At 66.1% G+C, this 17,849-nt stretch carries 16 protein-coding genes and 1 pseudogene; 10 read left to right on the forward strand and 7 right to left on the reverse strand.

Annotated features, from left to right (window positions below; all coding sequences use genetic code 11):
• Nucleotides 1-9: 9 nt before the first annotated feature.
• Nucleotides 10-630, forward strand: coding sequence for a hypothetical protein (locus FYJ28_RS10255; RefSeq protein ID WP_055242876.1), 621 nt, complete (start codon nucleotides 10-12; stop codon nucleotides 628-630).
• A gap of 4 nt (nucleotides 631-634) precedes the next feature.
• Here the strand turns inward: FYJ28_RS10255 and FYJ28_RS10260 are convergent, their stop codons facing one another.
• Nucleotides 635-1,240, reverse strand: coding sequence for a helix-turn-helix domain-containing protein (locus FYJ28_RS10260; RefSeq protein WP_154579186.1), 606 nt, complete (start codon nucleotides 1,238-1,240; stop codon nucleotides 635-637).
• Nucleotides 1,241-1,367: 127 nt separating this feature from the next.
• Here FYJ28_RS10260 and FYJ28_RS10265 point away from each other — a divergent pair, with 127 nt between their 5' ends.
• Nucleotides 1,368-2,360: an NAD(P)/FAD-dependent oxidoreductase gene (locus FYJ28_RS10265; RefSeq protein WP_154579187.1), complete on the forward strand. Its 993-nt coding sequence runs from the start codon at nucleotides 1,368-1,370 to the stop codon at nucleotides 2,358-2,360.
• A gap of 28 nt (nucleotides 2,361-2,388) precedes the next feature.
• Here FYJ28_RS10265 and FYJ28_RS10270 read toward each other — a convergent pair whose 3' ends face one another.
• Entirely contained in the window at nucleotides 2,389-4,419 is a 2,031-nt protein-coding gene (locus FYJ28_RS10270; RefSeq protein ID WP_055242882.1) for an APC family permease, read from the reverse strand.
• Between the two features lie 416 nt (nucleotides 4,420-4,835).
• Between FYJ28_RS10270 and FYJ28_RS10275 the strand changes: the two genes are divergently transcribed.
• Nucleotides 4,836-5,558 carry a LysM peptidoglycan-binding domain-containing protein gene (locus FYJ28_RS10275; RefSeq protein ID WP_154579188.1) on the forward strand — a complete coding sequence of 241 codons (723 nt, stop codon included), beginning with the start codon at nucleotides 4,836-4,838 and terminating at the stop codon, nucleotides 5,556-5,558.
• A gap of 67 nt (nucleotides 5,559-5,625) precedes the next feature.
• Here FYJ28_RS10275 and FYJ28_RS10280 read toward each other — a convergent pair whose 3' ends face one another.
• Both FYJ28_RS10280 and FYJ28_RS10285 read right to left on the reverse strand, forming a co-directional pair.
• Nucleotides 5,626-5,919, reverse strand: a complete 294-nt coding sequence (locus tag FYJ28_RS10280) for a MoaD/ThiS family protein (RefSeq protein WP_235472140.1) — start codon at nucleotides 5,917-5,919, stop codon at nucleotides 5,626-5,628.
• Nucleotides 5,916-7,029 (reverse strand): annotated as a pseudogene (locus FYJ28_RS10285) (exo-alpha-sialidase). Before FYJ28_RS10285 ends, FYJ28_RS10280 begins: the two are co-directional and overlap by 4 nt.
• Before the next feature lie 148 nt (nucleotides 7,030-7,177).
• Between FYJ28_RS10285 and FYJ28_RS10290 the strand changes: the two are divergent.
• The 5 genes from FYJ28_RS10290 to FYJ28_RS17125 all read left to right on the forward strand — a co-directional run bounded on the left by FYJ28_RS10290 (nucleotide 7,178) and on the right by FYJ28_RS17125 (nucleotide 11,777).
• The gene (locus tag FYJ28_RS10290; protein WP_326831648.1) at nucleotides 7,178-8,098 is read left to right on the forward strand and encodes a DUF4031 domain-containing protein; all 921 of its coding nucleotides are present in this window, start codon (nucleotides 7,178-7,180) and stop codon (nucleotides 8,096-8,098) included.
• Nucleotides 8,091-9,338: an MFS transporter gene (locus tag FYJ28_RS10295; protein ID WP_326831649.1), complete on the forward strand. Its 1,248-nt coding sequence runs from the start codon at nucleotides 8,091-8,093 to the stop codon at nucleotides 9,336-9,338. The genes FYJ28_RS10290 and FYJ28_RS10295 overlap by 8 nt, the downstream gene beginning before the upstream one ends.
• Nucleotides 9,335-10,696 (forward strand): MATE family efflux transporter, encoded by a 1,362-nt coding sequence (locus FYJ28_RS10300; protein ID WP_055242887.1) that lies wholly within the window; start codon nucleotides 9,335-9,337, stop codon nucleotides 10,694-10,696. The genes FYJ28_RS10295 and FYJ28_RS10300 overlap by 4 nt, the downstream gene beginning before the upstream one ends.
• A 52-nt stretch (nucleotides 10,697-10,748) precedes the next feature.
• On the forward strand, nucleotides 10,749-11,339 hold the full coding sequence (locus tag FYJ28_RS10305) for a hypothetical protein (protein ID WP_154579189.1): 591 nt from the start codon (nucleotides 10,749-10,751) through the stop codon (nucleotides 11,337-11,339).
• Nucleotides 11,340-11,402: 63 nt separating this feature from the next.
• The gene (locus FYJ28_RS17125; RefSeq protein ID WP_195840649.1) at nucleotides 11,403-11,777 is read left to right on the forward strand and encodes a hypothetical protein; all 375 of its coding nucleotides are present in this window, start codon (nucleotides 11,403-11,405) and stop codon (nucleotides 11,775-11,777) included.
• 26 nt (nucleotides 11,778-11,803) lie between these two features.
• Here FYJ28_RS17125 and FYJ28_RS10315 read toward each other — a convergent pair whose 3' ends face one another.
• The 3 genes from FYJ28_RS10315 to FYJ28_RS10325 form a co-directional block, all read right to left on the reverse strand.
• Nucleotides 11,804-12,223 (reverse strand): hypothetical protein, encoded by a 420-nt coding sequence (locus FYJ28_RS10315; protein WP_154579190.1) that lies wholly within the window; start codon nucleotides 12,221-12,223, stop codon nucleotides 11,804-11,806.
• A 189-nt stretch (nucleotides 12,224-12,412) separates the two neighbouring features.
• Nucleotides 12,413-14,923: a S1 family peptidase gene (locus FYJ28_RS10320; RefSeq protein ID WP_195840650.1), complete on the reverse strand. Its 2,511-nt coding sequence runs from the start codon at nucleotides 14,921-14,923 to the stop codon at nucleotides 12,413-12,415.
• 150 nt (nucleotides 14,924-15,073) lie between these two features.
• Nucleotides 15,074-15,637: a CGNR zinc finger domain-containing protein gene (locus FYJ28_RS10325; protein ID WP_154579192.1), complete on the reverse strand. Its 564-nt coding sequence runs from the start codon at nucleotides 15,635-15,637 to the stop codon at nucleotides 15,074-15,076.
• A 102-nt stretch (nucleotides 15,638-15,739) separates the two neighbouring features.
• On the opposite strand from FYJ28_RS10325, the gene FYJ28_RS10330 reads away from it, so the two are divergent.
• Both FYJ28_RS10330 and FYJ28_RS10335 read left to right on the forward strand, forming a co-directional pair.
• A complete protein-coding gene (locus FYJ28_RS10330; RefSeq protein ID WP_055242898.1) occupies nucleotides 15,740-16,756 on the forward strand; it encodes an EamA family transporter in 1,017 nt (338 codons plus the stop codon).
• 134 nt (nucleotides 16,757-16,890) lie between these two features.
• A complete protein-coding gene (locus FYJ28_RS10335; RefSeq protein WP_154579193.1) occupies nucleotides 16,891-17,820 on the forward strand; it encodes a cytochrome b/b6 domain-containing protein in 930 nt (309 codons plus the stop codon).
• The last annotated feature ends 29 nt before the right edge of the window (nucleotides 17,821-17,849 follow it).

Genomic DNA, 17,849 nt, shown 5'->3' on the forward strand with positions numbered 1-17,849 from the left:
GGAGCTCCCGTGCCCAAGTCCAAGCCCCGCAAGAAGGCCGTTTCCAAGAAGAAGCAGGCCCGCCGCGCCGAGCATGAGGTCAACGCCATGCTGCGCGGGGAGACCGCATACTTCAGCGACGAGGCAGAGGCACTGCTGGCCGGCCGCGGCTGGATCAGCGAAAGGGACCAGCCCGGGGGAGCCGACCAGGGCGATGCCTGGTACTGGATGCCGTCCCAGCTGCCGGCCTACCTGGAAGAGGGCGAACCGGTACCGACTTCCATCTACCCTTCGTCCGAGACCACGTTCGTCAGCCAGCTGGCAACACCGGACGGCTCCGTGCCGCCCGAGGCCCAGACTGAATATGCGTCCCTGGCGGAACTGGAGGCAGACCTTGACCGGCTGCAGGCGTACCGGGTTCCGGCTGACTCCTGGACGGCCCTGCCCGCCGGAGAGGACGAAACGCCGGCTGATCTCATCGACTCCATCAGCGAGGAGTGGGAACTGATCGCCGAGCTGATTCATTTCCCGTACAGCACTGATCAGGGTCCGCGGTCCTTCGCCGCGGTTGAGCAGGCGGTGCAGGACGGCCGTCTGACCGAATACGCCTACCGCTCCGTCCTGGCCGGCCGCGGAACGCCCGGAGCGTAGCGGGTCAGGAAGGCTCCGGCCGCGGGCGCGGATCTGACGGCCTGGCCCTAACATGGGCTTTTTCGCCCTGCGGCCCGAAAAGCGCCAGGAACTCGACGGCGTCCTGGCCTGCGTTCCCCATCCAGTGCGGAACCCTGGTGTCGAACTCAGCGGCTTCGCCCGCACCCAGGCTCAGTTCCGTGGCGCCCAGCACCAGGCGCAGCCGGCCGCTGAGAACATAAAGCCACTCGTAACCGTCATGCGCCTGCGGAGTAGGTGTGGCAGGCCTTTTCACCGCCGGAAGGATGTATTTGAAGGCACCGATCCCGCTGGCCTTCTCCGTTAGCGAGATCACTGTTGCGCCACGGTGACGCGTCGTACGCATATTGACCCGCGGGTCCCCGGTCCGCGGACCGCCCACCAGCTCATCCAGGGAAACGCCGTAGGCTCCGGCGAGGGGGAGCAGCAGCTCCAGCGTGGCCCGGCGCTGGCCGCTTTCCAGCCGGGAGAGTGTACTCAGCGAAATGCCGGTTGCCGAGGACACCGCAGTGAGGGTGTGCCCGCGTGAGGTACGCAGCGAACGCAGCCGTGGCCCGATCCCGTCCACGACTGTCCTTACGTCCTGGTTCATAAACCCGATCTTGCCATAACAGCAAAACCGGTTGTGTCCCCGGCGGCGGCGCAGAAAACTTGCAGGCAGGAGATCCGGCACCGGGCCGGAGGCAGGTTTTCGGAGGCAGATTGTGAAGGACGGGACTATGACCGGCAACGGGGGCGGCAAGGTGGATTACGACGTCGTTGTGGTGGGCGGTTCCGCCGCCGGGCTGAGCGGCGCACTGGCCCTGTCCCGGGCCAGGAGGAGGGTAGCGGTCGTGGATGCAGGCGAGCCGCGGAACGCCCCGGCGTCGGGTGTGCACAACTACCTGGGCAGGGAAGGTGCCTCTCCCGCAGAGCTGTATGCGGTGGGCCGCGGGGAGGTTGAGGGTTACGGAGGGACCATCGTGGACGGGACCGTGGAATCCGTCCTGCGTGCAGGGGACGGTTCCTTCAGGATTGGGCTGCAGGACGGCACTGTGCTGACCAGCCGGCGTGTCCTCGCCGCCAGTGGAGCGTCCGACGAACTGCCGGACATTCCGGGCCTGGCGGCGCACTGGGGCACGGATGTGCTGCACTGCCCGTATTGCCACGGATGGGAAGCCGGGGGGAAGCGGCTTGGCGTACTGGCCACGCACCTGGACACCGCGGTGCACCAGGCGCTGATGTGGCGGCAGTGGTGCGAAGACATTGTGCTTTTCCTCAACGATGCGGGTGAACCGGATACAGAGCAGTCCCGGCAGCTGGCTGCCCGCGGCATCCGGGTTGTGGACGGTGCCGTTGCCGCAGTTGAGGGCGATGCCGGCCTGACCGGCGTGCGCCTGGCCTCCGGCAAGTTTGTGTCCCGGCAGGCACTGGTGGTGCTGACGCGGCTGCGCGCCCGGGCGGACTACCTCTCCGGAGTGGGTCTGGAAGCGGAGGAACAGCATTTTGGCGACCTCGCCGTCGGGACTGCCGTGGCAGCGGATTCCAGCGGCGTGACATCCGTCCCGGGGATCTTTGCCGCAGGAAACCTGACAGCCCCCATGACTCAGGTCATCGGTGCAGCGTCCGCAGGACTGGCTGCTGCCACCGCCATCAACGCGGAACTGATCGAAGAGGACACCTCCGCCGCTGTAGCTGCGGCCGCACAGCGCGGCGGAATCCTGCAGAGCTGAGGCTCGCGGGTGCTGCACGGCACGCGCGCTACGAGGCGCCGGGCCCCTGCGTGCCGTGCCCGGGCTGCGTACCCTGGGTATCCCGCGCAGCCTGGCGGGACGCGGCTGCTGCATCCTTGCTCGACGCCAGCTGCCACGGCACACTCGCCACCATGATTCCGGGCTCGAAGTGCAGGCGGGCCTTGATGCGCAGGGCCGTCTGGTTGTGTACCAGCTGTTCCCACCAGCGGCCGACGACGTACTCGGGGATGTAGACCACGAAGAGTTCGCGGGGGGAGGAGCGGCGTGCCTCACGCAGGTACGCCAGGACGGGAGACACAGTTTCGCGGTAAGGGGAGGAGAGCACCGTCAGGGGGACCGGGATGCGCAGCCGTTCCCAGTCCTCCACCGTCTTCTGGGTCTCTTCGGGATCCAGGTCGACAATGATGGCGTTGAGGCTGGAAGGACGCGAGGCCCGCGCGTACGCCAGGGCCCGGAGCACCGGCTTGTGGACTTTCGAGACCAGGATGACGGCGTTGACCCGGCTGGGCAGGGCGAGGGCCTCAGGGCTGTCTTCCACCTGCAGCTCCTCGGCCACAGCGGCATAGTGCCTGCGAATGCTGTCCATCACCACGTACAGGAATGCCATGGCTAGCAGGGCGATCCACGCACCATGCTCAAACTTGGTGACCACTACGATCACCAGCACCAGTGCCGTCATGCCAAAACCGCAGGAATTGATGATCCGGGACCGCTGCATTCGCCGGCGGACCTCCGGCTTGCGCTCAGTGCGCAGCTTCGCGGTCCAGTGCCGGATCATGCCCAGCTGGCTGGCCGTGAAGGAAACAAAGACCCCCACGATGTAGAGCTGGATCAGCCGCGTCACATCGGCGTTGAAGACCAGGATCAGCGCCAGGGCCGCCAGGCCGAGCACGATGATTCCGTTGCTGAAAGCCAGCCGGTCACCGCGGGTGCGCATTTGGCGGGGAAGATAGCCGTCCTTTGCCAGGACCGACGCCAGGATGGGGAAACCGTTGAAGGCAGTGTTTGAAGCAAATACCAGAATCAGCCCGGTGGCGGCAATCACCACGTAGAAGAAGAGAGACCCGTCACCAAAGACGGTCTCGGCCAGCTGGCTGATGACCGGATGCTGGATGTAGTCCTGCACAGGAACGCCGTTTTGAAGCAGCTGCGTTGCAGGATCCTGCACAAAATGGACCTTTGTGAGACTGGCCAGGGCCAGGATGCCGGCGAGCATGGCTGCCGCCAGGCCACCAAGGAGCAGCAGTGTGGTGGCGGCATTGCGGCTCTTGGGCTGGCGGAAGGTCGGAACCCCGTTACTGATCGCTTCCACGCCGGTAAGGGCGGCGGCTCCGGAGGAGAAAGCCCGCAGCAGCAGGAAGGCGCCGGCAAGGCCGGTGAGGCCGGCGTCGAGCCCCGCTTCCGGCCGCAGCTCAAACCCCGCCGAGGGCGCCTGTGCCAAGCTGCCGGTTGCGGCCTGGAACAATCCAACGGCACACATTCCCAGTACCGAGACCAGGAAGAGATATGTGGGAACAGCGAAAAGGGAACCGGCTTCCTTCACGCCCCGGAGGTTGACCAGCATCAGGATGATCACCCCGGCTGCCGCCAGCAGGCCCTGCTGTCCGTGGAGAACCGGCACTGCGGTGACCAGGTACTGCGCTGCGGAGGACATCGAGACTGCGACGGTGAGCACGTAGTCCACCAGCAGGGCCGAGCCAACCGTCAGTCCGGCGCGGCGGCCCAGGTTCTCGCTGGCGATCTCGTAATCGCCGCCGCCGGACGGGTAGGCGTGGACGTTCTGGCGGTAGGAGGCAACGACGGTGAGCAGAACCACAATGACTGCAAGGCCCACCCAGGGGGAGAGCGTCACGGCGGCGACCCCGGCCAAAGCCAGCGTCAGGAGGATTTCGTCCGGAGCGTACGCTGCCGAGGACAGTGCGTCCGAGGCATAGACCGGCAGGGCAACACGTTTGCGGAGCAGGGTGCGGGAGAGCTGCTCGTTGCCGTATGGACGCCCCACCAGAATGCGCTTGAGCGCATTGAAGAATGTGAGCACGAGGACAAACCATAGACCGCTTGCAGAACCAAGTCCAGACGCTCAGAAACCGCGTGGAGAACCCCCTGTGGCCAACTGCACATCAGGCCGCTGGATCAGCATTATCATGCCGATCGCGCGGACGATGCCGGGCCGATCACGAAGGTCTCGATTTGATATCGATTTGGGTCTCTCCTAACGTAGTTGCGAGCCCGAATGAAGGGCGGTCGCCGGTTCCCATCAAGCTGAATGATCCGGCCGGCAGGCACCCAATCCGAGAGGTGCTGCCGAAAAGAAATTGCACTGTGCCCCACGCCACCGCACGTCGCCGCTGTGGGAGCACTGATCCTGACCTCTAACAGTCGGGGGCAGGCGACGGCGTTAGGAAGCCCGGGGACGGGCAGAGCGCAGGTGGGTCCCAGGAGCACAAACAGCTAATGAAGAACTCGAAGATCACCCGTAACGTTCGCCGCGGACTTGCCGCCGTAGCCATCACCGGTGCCGGCGCTGCCGGCCTCGCCGGCCTGGCAGCTCCTGCCAACGCAGCCTCCACGGACTGGGACGCGCTGGCACAGTGTGAAAGCGGCGGAAACTGGGGAATCAACACCGGTAACGGATTCTCCGGCGGCCTGCAGTTCACGCCCAGCACCTGGGCAGCCTTCGGCGGCACCGGCGACCCCGCCAACGCCAGCCGTGAACAGCAGATTGCCGTAGCCGAGCGCGTGCTGGCCGAACAGGGCCCCGGCGCCTGGCCTGCCTGCACCGCCAAGCTGGGCATGACCGGTGCCACCGCCAACCCCCAGGCTGCCGCCCCGGTTGAGCAGGCACCCGTAACCGAAACCCCGGTACAGACCTACTCGGCTCCGGTCGAGGCTCCGGCTCCGGCTCCGGTTGAGGCTCCGGCTCCGACCTACACCGCTCCGGTTGAAGCCGCAGCACCGGTAGAGGTGCCGGCTACCTCGCAGGGCCCGGCCGCCGCGGTTCCGGCCCCTGCAGTGAGCGGTGAGACCTACACCGTCCAGGCAGGCGACACCCTGTCCGCCATCGCCGAGAAGCTCGGCATCGAAGGCGGCTGGCAGGCTCTGTACGCAGCCAACACCGGCTCCGTCATCCACCCGGATCTGATCCTGACCGGACAGACCCTGCAGCTGCCTGCCTAATCGGTAAAAAGCAGCGAAAAACGGCCGGACACCCACGGGTGTCCGGCCGTTTTGTGCTATTCCCGCTCTAGCCCCCTGCAATGGACTGCAGGATCATCACCTCGGAGCCGGGGCCCACTGCACTGTGCTGACGGTCCAGCCCGCGGATGTCTTCGCCGTCCACGTAAATATTCACGAACCGGCGTACGGTTCCGGTCTCGTCCCGGATGCGCCGTTCCAGGACGGGGAACTTCTCTCCCAGTCCGTCCAAAAGGGAACCAACAGTCAAACCTGCTGTACCCGGAACGCTTAACTCCCGGGTCCCGCCTGCTGCGGGGGCAAGAACGTCCGGCAGCAGGATGCGGACTCCGGCGCCGGTCACGGTTCCGGACTCCCAAGCTGCGCAGCGCGGACACACAGCACGTCCGGCAGATTCGATGCCACAAGGGTGAAAGTCCCGCCCTCATCAGCACTGGCATAGACGTCACCTGCACGGGTTCCGAAGTACACCCCTACAGGTTCAGACGTATCGAGTGCAGCGGCATCGCGCAGCACTGCGTTGTATTCAGACTGCGGCAAGCCGGAATCCAGCCGGGTCCACGTACCGCCCCCGTCCGTACTCCGGTATACAGCCAGTTCCCCGTCCGGCGGGATCCGCTCCCCGTCGGCAACGAGCGGGATGGTCCACACCGTGCCCGAAGTGCGGGGGTGGGCCAGCATCACGAATCCAAAGTCGGCGGGAAGCCCTTCGGCTATTGAGACCCAGGTATCCCCGGAGTCGTCGCTGCGGTACACGCCATGGTGGTTCTGGGCATACAGGCGTGACGGGTCCCCGGCATCGCGGGCCACCTTGTGGACGCACTGGCCGAATTCCGGGTCCGGGTCCGGCAGGAAGTACGCGGAAATCCCCCGGTTGCGGGCAGCCCAGCTGTCTCCGCCGTCATCCGAGCGGTAGACGCCCCCGGAACTGATTGCCACATGCACGGTCTCATCCGCAGGGCTGGGGAGGACAGTATGGGCAGCGGCTCCGCCGTAGCCCTCGCCCCAGTCCGGCCGGTGCGGATGGTTCCACAGCGCCTGGTTAAGTTCGAAACTGGTACCGCCGTCCGTGGACTTCCACACCGAGATCGGTTCGCAGCCGGCCCAAACAACATCCGGACGGTCCGCGGAATCCGGCTGCAGCTGCCAGATCCGGCCCAGGGAGTCCCCGGAGCCGGGAGGAAAAGTAATGGCACCCGCCTCGGGTTCAGTCCACGTTTCACCCAGATCATCCGACATCACCACCGTTGGTCCCCAGTGGGGGGGACAACAGCCCTGCCAGGATCCGCGGCGGAGAGTGCCGGCTGTCCAGTGCCACGCTGGCTACCTCGTTCATGAGGAAATAGGGACCGCTGAGCAGCCAGTCAGTCCGGTCATTGCTCCTCGCCAGCCACAGGCCCTTGCGCGTGCCGACGGCAAGGACGGTGTCCGTGGTCTGTGTCATGGCAGACATTGGACCACCCGGTGCGCAGCGGGACAAGGGGACTTTGAAAGAAGGGGACTTCCACAGCCGCACGGTGCCCGCCCGCAGCCGGATGGAAATTGTGCGGCAGGTGGGCTAAGGATGGAGGAATGGTCCCAGCACTACCTGTGAGCAACACGTGATTTATATAGACCCGCCGCTCTGGCCTGCCCACGGCACGCACTTCTCCCACCTGGTCTCGGACACCTCGCTGGAGGAACTGCACGAGTTCGCGGCCGCCTCCGGCATTCCGCTCCGGGCCTTCGATCATGACCACTACGACGTACCTCTCCGACGGTATGAAGACCTGGTTGCCTCAGGAGCGAAGCCCGTCGACGGGGGCACCCTGGTTCGTGCCTTGATCACCGGCGGCCTGCGGATCCCTGCGCGTGAACGCGCCGCATCCCTGGTCCACCCGCTGCGCGGGCGCTGGGACACACTGGTACCCGGAGCGGAGGACCTTGGTGCAGAGCTGTTGAACCGGTGGGGTGAACCCCACCGCCGTTATCACGACCGGCGCCACCTGCTGCAGGTGCTTGAGGCGCTGCACAGTCTGGGCTGCGCAGAGCGTCCGGTGCTGCTCGCGGCCTGGTTCCATGACGCGGTATACGACGGCGTTCCCGGCTCTGATGAGGAAGCCTCGGCGGTGCTGGCCGAAGAGCTGCTGCCCCCGGCCGGGGTGCCGGACGCCGAGACCGCGGAAGTCTCCCGGCTGGTCCGCCTGACCGCGGCTCACAATCCGGCTGATGGGGATGAATACGGAAAACTGCTCTGTGACGCCGACTTGGCAGTGCTCGGCAGGGACCGCGCCGCCTATGACCGGTATGCCGCAGATGTGCGGCAGGAATACCGCCACGTGGACGACAACACGTTCCGGGCAGGACGCAGTGCTGTGTTGGAATCCCTGCTGGACCGGGGGAAGGGACTGTTCCGCACAGCCCGGGGCGAAGAGCTTTGGGGCACCGCCGCACGGGCCAACCTGGCCCGCGAACTGGCCTCGCTCGCGGACCGCCGCGCTGACGCCGATCCAGAAAACGGCGTCAGGCCCGCCCGTGGCTGAAGCCGTCGAATTCTCCGGGCACCGGAGGGGGAGCCCGGGGTACCGCGGTGTCCTGGTAGGGCTCGCCGCGGCCGGGATGGCGACTTTCGCACAGCTTTATTCAGTTCAGGGCCTGCTGCCGCAGCTTGCCGGAGACTTCGGCGTCAGCGCCGCCACGGCTGCCCTCAGCGTCTCTGCGGCAACGCTGGGCCTTGCCGTCGCCGTCATACCCTGGTCTGCGGCCGCCGACCGGTTCGGGCGGCTGCCGGTAATGCGCACGGCCATTATTGCTGCCGTCATTCTGGGTCTCCTGGTGCCGCTGGCCACGGACTTCTCCGTACTGCTGGCCCTGAGGTTTGCTGAGGGAGCCGCGCTTGGCGGAATCCCGGCTGTTGCCCTGGCCTACTTGAGCGAGGAAGTCAGCCCGGCACACGCAGCCGTCGCCGCAGGCACCTATGTCTCAGGAACCACCGTTGGCGGGCTGGCTGGACGCATCCTGGCAGCACCGCTGGGTGAATATTCCAATTGGCGCATAGGTGTTGCGGCGGTGAGCCTGCTCGCCGCCGTAGCCGCCGTCGTTTTTATGCTTTCGGCTCCGAAACAGCGCGGCTACGTTCCGCAGCGCAGGGCCGACGGCGGTGCCTCACTGGCTGCCCGCCTCGCCGGAAACCTGCGTTCAGGCCGCCAGTTGGTGCTCTATGCCCAGGCGTTCCTGCTGATGGGCGGATTCGTCGCGGTCTATAACTACCTGGGCTTCCGGCTGGAACTCGCGCCTTTCAACCTGCCTCAGTCCCTCGCCAGCTCCCTGTTCCTGGCGTATCTGGCCGGAACCTGGTCTTCCCGCATCGCAGGGCGGGCCGCCGGCCGGGTACCGGGCGGACGGCGGACGGTGCTGCTGGCCGGCACGGGCGTGATGGCTGCGGGACTTGCCCTGACACAGCTGCAGTCGCTGCCCGCGGTCATCATCGGACTGGTGGTTTTCACCGGCGGTTTCTTCGGTGCGCATGCCGTGGCCTCAGGGTGGGTGCCGGTTATGGCCGCAGGCGGGCGGGCACAGGCCTCCTCGCTGTACAACCTGGCGTATTACGCCGGATCCAGTCTGCTGGGTTGGCTGGCCGGATTCTTCTTCCAGGGAGCAGGCTGGCCCGGCCTGGCCGGTTTCGTTCTTGTCCTGCTGGCTGTCGCAGCTGCTTTGGCCGCGACGCTGCCCGGGCTGAGGCAGCAGGGGAACACGGGTACCGGCCGTAGGCTGGAACCGTGAACACCGGGACACCCGCAGCGAAAAACCGCAGCCTGGGGCAGCAAATCCTGGCACTGGCCCTGCCGGCCCTGGGTGCCCTGATTGCCGAGCCGCTGTTCCTGCTCGCCGATGCTGCCATTGTTGGCCATCTTGGCGTCAACCAGCTCGCCGGCGTCGGACTCGCTTCCACCGTGCTTCAGACAGCGGTTGGACTGATGGTCTTCCTCGCCTACTCGACCACGGGAACGGTAGCCCGGTTCCTGGGCGGCAACCGGCTCCGCGAAGCCGTCGCCGCCGGCAGGGACGGCATTGCGCTGGCAATCCTCCTCGGGGCGGGACTCTCCGCCGCCGGAATCCTGCTGGCGCCCTGGATCGCATCGGTTCTCGGAGCCGAAGGGGAAGTGCACCAGTACGCAGTGGATTATCTGCGCTGGTCCATGCCCGGCCTGACCGCCATGCTGGTGGTGCTGGCCGCTACCGGTGTGCTGCGCGGGCTGCAGGACACCAGGACCCCGCTCGTGATCGCCGTGGCAGGTTTCAGCATCAACATCGCCCTGAATTTCCTGCTGGTCTACGGGTTCAGCCTTTCGGTGACCGGTGCGGCACTCGGCACCAGCATCAGCCAGTGGGGCATGGCCGCCGCCTATCTGGTCATGGTTGCGCGGATGGCCCGCCGGGAGGGGGTCTCCCTGCGGCCAACCGGTGCCGGGATTAGGGCAGGCGTCCACGTTGGATCATGGCTGATGCTGCGCACAGCGAGCCTGCGGGCAGCCGTACTGGCCGCCGTCGTAGTGGCCACTGCCCAAGGTCCCGTGTCCCTGGCAGCACACCAGCTCGTGATGACCTTCTTTACCTTCCTGGCTTTTGCCCTGGACGCCCTGGCCATCGCGGCGCAGGCCATGATCGGCAAGGAGCTGGGTGCCGGAAACCGGACAATGGCCCGGGACCTGACGCGGAAGATGTCCGCGTGGGGTGTTGGGTTCGGCGTCATAACCGGCGTTCTGCTGGCCCTGGCGGCTCCGTTCGTCGGCTGGATCTTCACGCCGGACCCCGGTGTGCAGCAGGCTCTGACAGCCGGGCTCTGGGTCCTGGCCGCCGCGCAGCCGGTCTGCGGACTGGTCTTCGTTCTGGACGGCGTGCTCATCGGTGCCGGGGATGCGAAATACCTGGCACTGACCGGCGTGCTGAACCTGCTTGCCTACCTGCCCCTGCTCTGGTGGGTGCATGTGTCCGGGCTGGAGGGAGGCAGCGGGATCGCCTGGCTGTGGGCGGCGTTCGGGCTGGGATATATGGCAGCGCGAGCGGTGACTTTGTCCCTCCGCGCCCGCGGCGATGCCTGGATGATCACGGGTTCTGCACCTGTATTGCGGAAGGACTAAGCTAAGGAGCGGCCGAACCGGCCCCCAAGCAACCTGAAAGCGGAGGCTCACCGTGGGCGCACCCCACCCCAAGGCACCCTGGGTTCCGATTCTTCTCCGTTCCGCGATTGCCGCGGTGTACGGAGGAGTGACCATTTTTTGGCAGGAACCCACACTTTCCGTGCTCGCCCTGGCGGGCGGACTGTACCTTCTCCTGACGGGCGTCAGCCTGTGGCGCATGTCGGCGCTGGCCAGGTCCTGCAACGTTCCGCAGGTCCCTGCGGCGCTGCTTGTCTCAGCGGCAGTGTATGCCGTAGCCGGCGTGGTGACAGCGGTTGTCCAGTCGGCCACTGTGTTCGCGTTCGTGGCCGGAGCTGCCCTGCTGGTGGGCGGACTCATCGAATTCGCCTTCTGGTTCCGTGTCCGCAAGGCCTTCGCTCCTGCGCGTGACTGGCTCATCACCGGTGCTGCAGCAATTGGCGCAGCCGTGCTGATGCCGGTCTTCCTTTCGCTTGCGGAAAGCAGCCACATCCGTGCCCTGCTGGGCGTCAGCGGCGGCTCCGCCGTCATCATCGCCGTCGTCCTGGCCATCTCCGGACTGGGGCTGCGCCATGACGCCAGCCTGGCGCCGGAGAGCAAGGACGCACGGCAGGCCGTAAACTAGTAGCATCCGCGGCTTCTACCTCAGGTAGAAGACCGCCCAGCCGACAACGCAGGAGGACAGATAGTGGCGAAGAGCCAGCCCGGTGGGACGCAGAAACGGAATTCCGTGAAGGCCCCGCTGGTTTTCTCCGCAGTCCTGGCAGTCATTGCCGGCATCACCACCATGATCTTCGCCACCGGCGGAGCTACCAAGGAGCTGAGGCTGGACCTCGGACTCACGGCGGCCGGGATTGCGTTCATCGCATCGCTGCTGATTTCCTCGCTCCTGCTGATGACCGAGAAGCCAAACCCGGACCACCTCAGCGAAGGTTCGGGTGTGAACCGTGCTTCGGCGAAGATCCCCGGCGGAGCCGGCAGTGTTGGAGCCCCTGCCCGCAGGCAGGAAACCTCCGAAGACGGCGAATCCACGCCGGGCGATTCCCGGGACGGCAACGCCTAACCTGCCCGCACTGCTGCTGAGGCGCGTTAGCGGGTCCGGCGTTTTTTGCGCTGCGGTTTTTTCTGCTGTCCCGTTTTTCCTGCCGGTGCGGCCACCGGCTGTGGTTCCAGGGAACCAGCCGGTTCACTGAGCAGCTGCTGCAGGTCCGTTTCTTCTGCCGCTTCCAGCGCGGAAACCGGCGCTGGACCCGGCTGGTCGTCCCCGTCCCGGACCGGAAGGGACTCCATCCGGTGAAGCAGCAGCGCTGCACCGGCAGCCGCGGCCGCCATGGCGCTGGCCAGCGTAGCCAGAGCGTTCAGGTACAGCCAGAGGAACATAAGCACAGGCGGGACCGACGGCGGCATCTGCAGCAGTCCGAACGCTGACAAGAGCCAGAAAAGCGCACAGATTCCCAATACGGACCAGGCAGTGCGCGGGGGCAGGGCAGAACGCAGTTTTTGCTCCATATGAGGGCTCCTGGAGGCTTGGGGTGCCGTACTGCTCGACCCATCAATTCTAGGTTTTCCCTACCGCCCGTATACCCTCCGGCGGCCCAATGCCCTCCCTGCCGTGCACATTTGATGCCGGTTAGCTGTGACCTCCTGCATTCCGGCCCGGGAGCTGTGCGGCGTTTCTCCCGGGCCGGACGCGGATTCCTAGCGGGTACTGCGGCGCCGGCTCAGACCGATGCCGGCGGCGCCGCCTGCCAGCAGGACGCCGGCCGCTGACAGCAGCGCCATCATTGAACCGCCATCGGCGCCGGTGACGGCGAGGTTACCGGGAGTCCGGGACACTGCGGCGACTTGGAGCGCGGTGACCGTTACGGTGGCTGTGGCCGGGGCCGAACCCACGCCGTCGAGTTCCTGGACAGCCGTGACGGTGAACTCTCCGGGTGCCCAGGTTCCTACGTCGATGCTCCAGGTTCCGTCGTCGCTGACGACCGTGGCGGGGCTTTCACTGCCAATGCCCAGGGTCAGGGACGCTCCGGCAATTCCGGTTCCGGAAATGGTCCGCGGGGCTGACGCCTCAGTGAAAACCTCCCCATTACGCAGGGACGTGATCGCCGGTGCCGGGTGCAGCACGGTGAAGGCGGCGGTTGCCGTGTCGGAGGCGGTCTTGCCCTGGATGCCGGACTGCACAGCGGCCAGCGTGTAATTGCCCGGAACAAGGGGTTCGCTCAGTTCAGCGGAGAAGGCACCTGTGGGATCAGCTGTGGCAGTCAGCTCCTGCGGATCCCCGGCGGCCAGGACCTGGGCTGCACCGGCGCCCGCAGCAGGTACAAGTTCAATGTCCACAGTGGCACCGGGTTCAGCGGTGCCCTCAACGAAGCTCACGGCCCCGACGGGCGAAGAACCGTCAGCGGGGGAGAGCAGGATGGGAGCATGCAGGGCTGAGTATCGGGTCACGAGGTTGTACTCGGTGGTCCTGGACTCGTTGAAGCCGATCGCTGCCGTGAGGCTGAATCGGGTGCTGTCCCCGTCGCCGACAGTCCGCGGGATCTTCATGGACCACGTGCCGTCAGCGGCAACCGGGATTTCGCTGCCCCCGCCCGGGAGGGAAACCCGCACCACGGAGCCTGCGGGAGCAGTCCCGGTGAGCACCTGGTCGGTGTAGACGGTATCGCCGTCCTGAACGCGGAGCGTGGGTGCCTCTACGAATGCGGCAACCGTGTAGCCAGGGGTGTAGGCCAGGGCAGAGGTAAGGTCTGAGGCACCCACTGCGTCGATGACTCCGTCGCTGTCGGTATCGAAGCCTGCACTGACCACTCCCAGTGCCGTGCTGCCGGCAATGACGGGTCCGCCGGAGTCGCCGGGAGAAGCCGCAAGGTCTGAAATGAAACCAATGACGGCCCGGATGTCCTCCTCGTCGGGTCCGTTGTTGTGGCCGGCAACCATAAAGATGCCCAGCTCGGTCACCGTCCCGCACTTCCATCCGGTGGTGAGGCCGGAGCGGCAGACCGGCTGCCCGACGACGGCGGTGCCCACACCGGTGATGCGGGTTGTGGTTTCGGACAGGCCTTCGCTGTCCCACTGGGTGACTTCCGGAACCAAGTCCAGGTCCTCGTTGATGGAATTGATGACAGCGACGTCGGTGCCGAAGGTAGCAGGGTCCGGATTGTCCGGATTGACCGGGGTGTTGCCCGGCCCGCCGAAGACCGACGTGCCGAAGGTGCCCAGCGCGGTGGTGGGTGCCTCGCCGGCGTCCGGTGCGAGGAGGGTTTGTGCCACAGTGCCGTCGCCGGTAGAGTGCCCCGCGGTGATTACTGCCGGGTTCCCTGCCGGGTCCCAGCCGTTGAAGCCGATGGAGCAGCTGGCGTACATCCCCGGCCCGGCCTCGCCGTAGTAGCCTTGTCCGCCAAACACCTCTTCGGCCAGCGGCTTTCCGGCACCGGCTGACTCTTCCACCGTGACGTTGGTGTAGGAGGAAGCGAAATCTGCAGGCGTTGCCGTGGGTGCTGAGGCCATCCTGAGGTTGGACTCATCCGTCTGCCGGGGTTCCTCGGGGCTTGCAACCTTGATGGTGAAGCCGTGGGCGTCAAGGGCTACGGACTGTAGTCCCTGCACGCCGACGGCAGAAATGTAGTCGCGGGCCAGGGCCGCGAGGTCCGAAGCGGCCTGTGCAGGCTTCGGGGCGTCCGTGGCGGGAGGAATGGTGTTTTCCTGGGCAGCAGGAGCCTCGACGGATTCCTGCGCATCGGGCGGGGTGGAATCGGGAGCGGGCTCGGTGATCTCGTCTGCGGGTCCGGTCTCATCACTGGGGCCGTCCGCAGGTGCCAGAAGGCGGGCACCCAGCTCCTGTGCCAGGAGTTCGAGGTCCGGGCCGGAGCCATAAACCAGAATCTCGCCGTTACGCAGTTCCAGTCCGGCGAAACCTTCTGTCGTCTCCAGCTGCGGCAGGGCTGCGGCTGCACGCTGCCCGGCTTCACCGGCGGCCTGAAACTCTTGTTCATTAATGCCCAGGTCGCGCTGCAGGGCTTCGGCGAGGCCGGGAGGAAGGGCTCCGGCGGTACTTTCCGTGACCGCAGGCGGCGCAGTCTCCCCCGGGAGGCCTCCTCCGGGACTGGCCTGGGCAGGCGCTCCCACCAGGAACCCTCCTGCGGCCAGGGCGGCAGTTGCTGCTACAGCCCGGACCGGTACGGGCAGGGCCCGCGCTGATCTCGTTATCAAAATTAACCCCCAATAGGCGTAACCCAGCCCTGCCCTTCCGGGGCATGCCAAAGCGCACATGCACTAAAGACTCGAGACTGGAAACTGGACCGGACAACCCGGAATGCCCCGGAGCCTAACCGGCAATGCGAGGCAGGGCAATTGAAAAGGCTACTTGTTTTTAGTCGTGGACTCCGCGGATGCCAGCCGGCGCCGATAGGCACGGACATGCTCGCGGTTGCCGCAGTTGCCGGTGTCGCAGTAACGCCTGGACCGGTTGCGGGAAAGATCGACGACGGCGCTGCGGCAATCCGGTGCCGCGCAGGTCCGGAGCCTGCCAAGTTCACCGGCACGGACAACATCAGCCAGGGCCATGGCAGCTTCGGTGGCCATCCGGTCGGCGAGTTCAGCTTCCGGCGGCGTGCAGTGCAGGTGCCAGTCCCATCCGTCGTGCCGGACCAGCTGCGGCAGGGCCCTGGAGGCCGACAGCAGGCGGTTGATCCCGTGCACCAGATCGTCCTCCCCGGCAGTCCACAGGGCGGCAAGGTCTGCCCTGAGCTCCAGAACTGCCCGCAGCTCGGCCGGGGTATGCGTCCGGGATCCGGAGAAGCGCTCCCGCAGCAGGAATTCCGTCAGGCCCGCGTCGTCAACCAGCGGGTCGGGCTCCTCATAACCGGTGTTGACCAGCGCCACGGCACTGGCCAAAGCCATCTCGGTGTCATAAGTGAAAACCATCTTGACTCCTGACATTGCCGACCATAATGTCACTAGCATAGGCCTAGATAGCTCGTGACACGTCCACGGGGAGCCGGGCCCGTTTCCTTGAAAGGTCAGTCCATGGCAAAGCCCGTCTCCGCAGCCGCCGGAAAAGCCCGCATCCGGTCTGCCGGCGCCTCCGGCATCCTGATTGCTCTCCTGTCCTCCTCGGTCTTCGGCCTCTCCGGCTCCTTCGCGAAATCACTGATGGAGGCCGGATGGACTCCGGCTACCGCCGTGGCCTTCCGCATGGGCGGGGCCGCTGCCGTACTCCTGATCCCCGCATTGATCGCCCTGCATGGGCGCTGGTACCAGGTCCGCCAGAACTGGAAGACCATTGGACTCTTCGGGCTGGTGGGCGTGGCCGGCTGCCAGTTCTTCTACTTCAACGCCGTTGAGCGGCTTTCGGTGGGGGTGGCGCTGCTGCTCGAGTTCCTGGCACCGGTGCTGATGGTGCTGTGGATGTGGCTGCGGACCCGCCGCCGGCCCGGAGCGGCCACGATCGCCGGTGCTGCCGCCGCCGTCGCAGGGCTGGTGCTGGTGCTTGACCTCGGCGGAGACATTCGGGTGGATCCTCTGGGTATCGCGTGGGGCCTGGCAGCCGCTGTCTGCCTGGCGATGTACTTCTTCATCACCGCCAAGCAGAATGACACCCTCCCGCCGCTGGTGCTCACCACCGGCGGGCTGCTGGTAGGTGCGGCCACGATGGTCCTGTTGGGACTGACCGGGCTTCTGCCGGTTGGATTCAGCACGGACGACGTCGAACTGGCCGGCTGGGTGACGCGCTGGTGGGTTCCCCTCGTCGGACTTGTACTGCTTTCCACGGTCCTCGCGTACGTCACCGGCATCATCGCGGCGCGTGCCCTGGGCCCCCGCGTGGCGTCCTTCGTATCCCTCACGGAAGTCCTCTTCGCCGTCCTCTGGGCCTGGCTGCTGCTCTCGGAGCTGCCGCGGACAGTGCAGCTGGTCGGCGGAGCACTGATTGTTGCAGGACTGGTACTGGTCCGTTCGGACCGGAAAACCGATCTGCCGGACGTTTCCGGCGAAGCGGTGCCCGAACCTGCTGTCAGCCGAATCGCGGGCGAGCGGGCCCAGTAGCTGGCGTTTCGGGTAGGCTCACCGGCAAAAGACTGACACAACAACAAGCGGGGACCCGTGACGATTTACCCTTCCACACACGGCACAAAGACGTGCCGTACCTGCAGCGCAACCCGTCCCGGGACGGCAGGAGCATGAGCCCGACGGCAACAAAGCCAGCCGCCCGCTCACGCTGGACCAAGCTGATCTGGATGATTCCGGCGTCACTGGCCGTTCTGGCACTGATCGTACTGGCGGCCCGGTGGCTTCGCGAAACCCCCGGCGGGCAGGAATTCCTGGGCATGTACCCGGGCCACACCGATCTGCCCGAAGGTGCTCCGGTCGGCCTGCCGGCCTGGGTGGGCTGGCAGCACTTCCTGAACTCGCTGCTGCTGCTGCTCATCATCCGGTCCGGGTGGCTGATCCGTACCCGGCAGCGGCCTGTGGGGTCCTGGACGCGCAACAACAAAGGCCTGATCCGCACCCGGAACCAGCCGAAGAAGATCAGCCTGGATCTCTGGTTCCATCTGAGCCTCGACGTTCTATGGGTGCTCAACGGCCTGGTGTTCTACGTCCTGCTCTTCGCGACCGGACAGTGGATGCGGCTGGTCCCCACCAGCTGGGGTGTTTTTCCCAACGCGGCATCCACGGCACTGCAGTACGCCTCCCTGGACTGGCCCACTGAGAACGGGTGGGTGAACTACAACAGCCTGCAGGTTCTGTCCTACTTCTCCATCGTCTTCATTGCGGCTCCGCTGGCCATCCTCACCGGCCTGCGGATGTCGCCGTCGTGGCCCTCGAAGGCCAAACGGCTGAACCGTTTCTTCCCCATCGAAACTGCACGGGCCCTGCACTTCCCGGTGATGCTCTACTTCGTGCTGTTCATCATTGTCCACGTGACGCTGGTGCTCACTACGGGCGCGCTGCGGAATCTGAACCATATGTACGCCGCATCGGACGGTACCGGCTGGACCGGATTCTGGTTCTTCGCCGCGTCAGTGGTGATCATGGTGGCCGCCTGGGTGGCCGCCCGGCCGCTGTTCCTGCGTCCTGTCGCCTCGCTGACCGGCAAGGTCTCCCGCTAAACCGGAGTCCCTGCCGGCCGGCTGCGGGA

Origin of the sequence: Arthrobacter sp. BL-252-APC-1A (genome assembly GCF_009696625.1) — a bacterium.
GTDB lineage: Bacteria > Actinomycetota > Actinomycetes > Actinomycetales > Micrococcaceae > Arthrobacter_B.

Bases quoted from the DNA above. Each gene is read 5' to 3' on its own strand.
- FYJ28_RS10275 (WP_154579188.1), top strand. From the start codon at position 4,836: ATGAAGAACTCGAAGATCACCCGTAACGTTCGCCGCGGACTTGCCGCC.
- FYJ28_RS10315 (WP_154579190.1), bottom strand. From the start codon at position 12,223: ATGGAGCAAAAACTGCGTTCTGCCCTGCCCCCGCGCACTGCCTGGTCC.
- FYJ28_RS10265 (WP_154579187.1), top strand. From the start codon at position 1,368: ATGACCGGCAACGGGGGCGGCAAGGTGGATTACGACGTCGTTGTGGTG.
- FYJ28_RS10335 (WP_154579193.1), top strand. From the start codon at position 16,891: ATGAGCCCGACGGCAACAAAGCCAGCCGCCCGCTCACGCTGGACCAAG.
- FYJ28_RS10260 (WP_154579186.1), bottom strand. From the start codon at position 1,240: ATGAACCAGGACGTAAGGACAGTCGTGGACGGGATCGGGCCACGGCTG.
- FYJ28_RS10330 (WP_055242898.1), top strand. From the start codon at position 15,740: ATGGCAAAGCCCGTCTCCGCAGCCGCCGGAAAAGCCCGCATCCGGTCT.
- FYJ28_RS10325 (WP_154579192.1), bottom strand. From the start codon at position 15,637: ATGGTTTTCACTTATGACACCGAGATGGCTTTGGCCAGTGCCGTGGCG.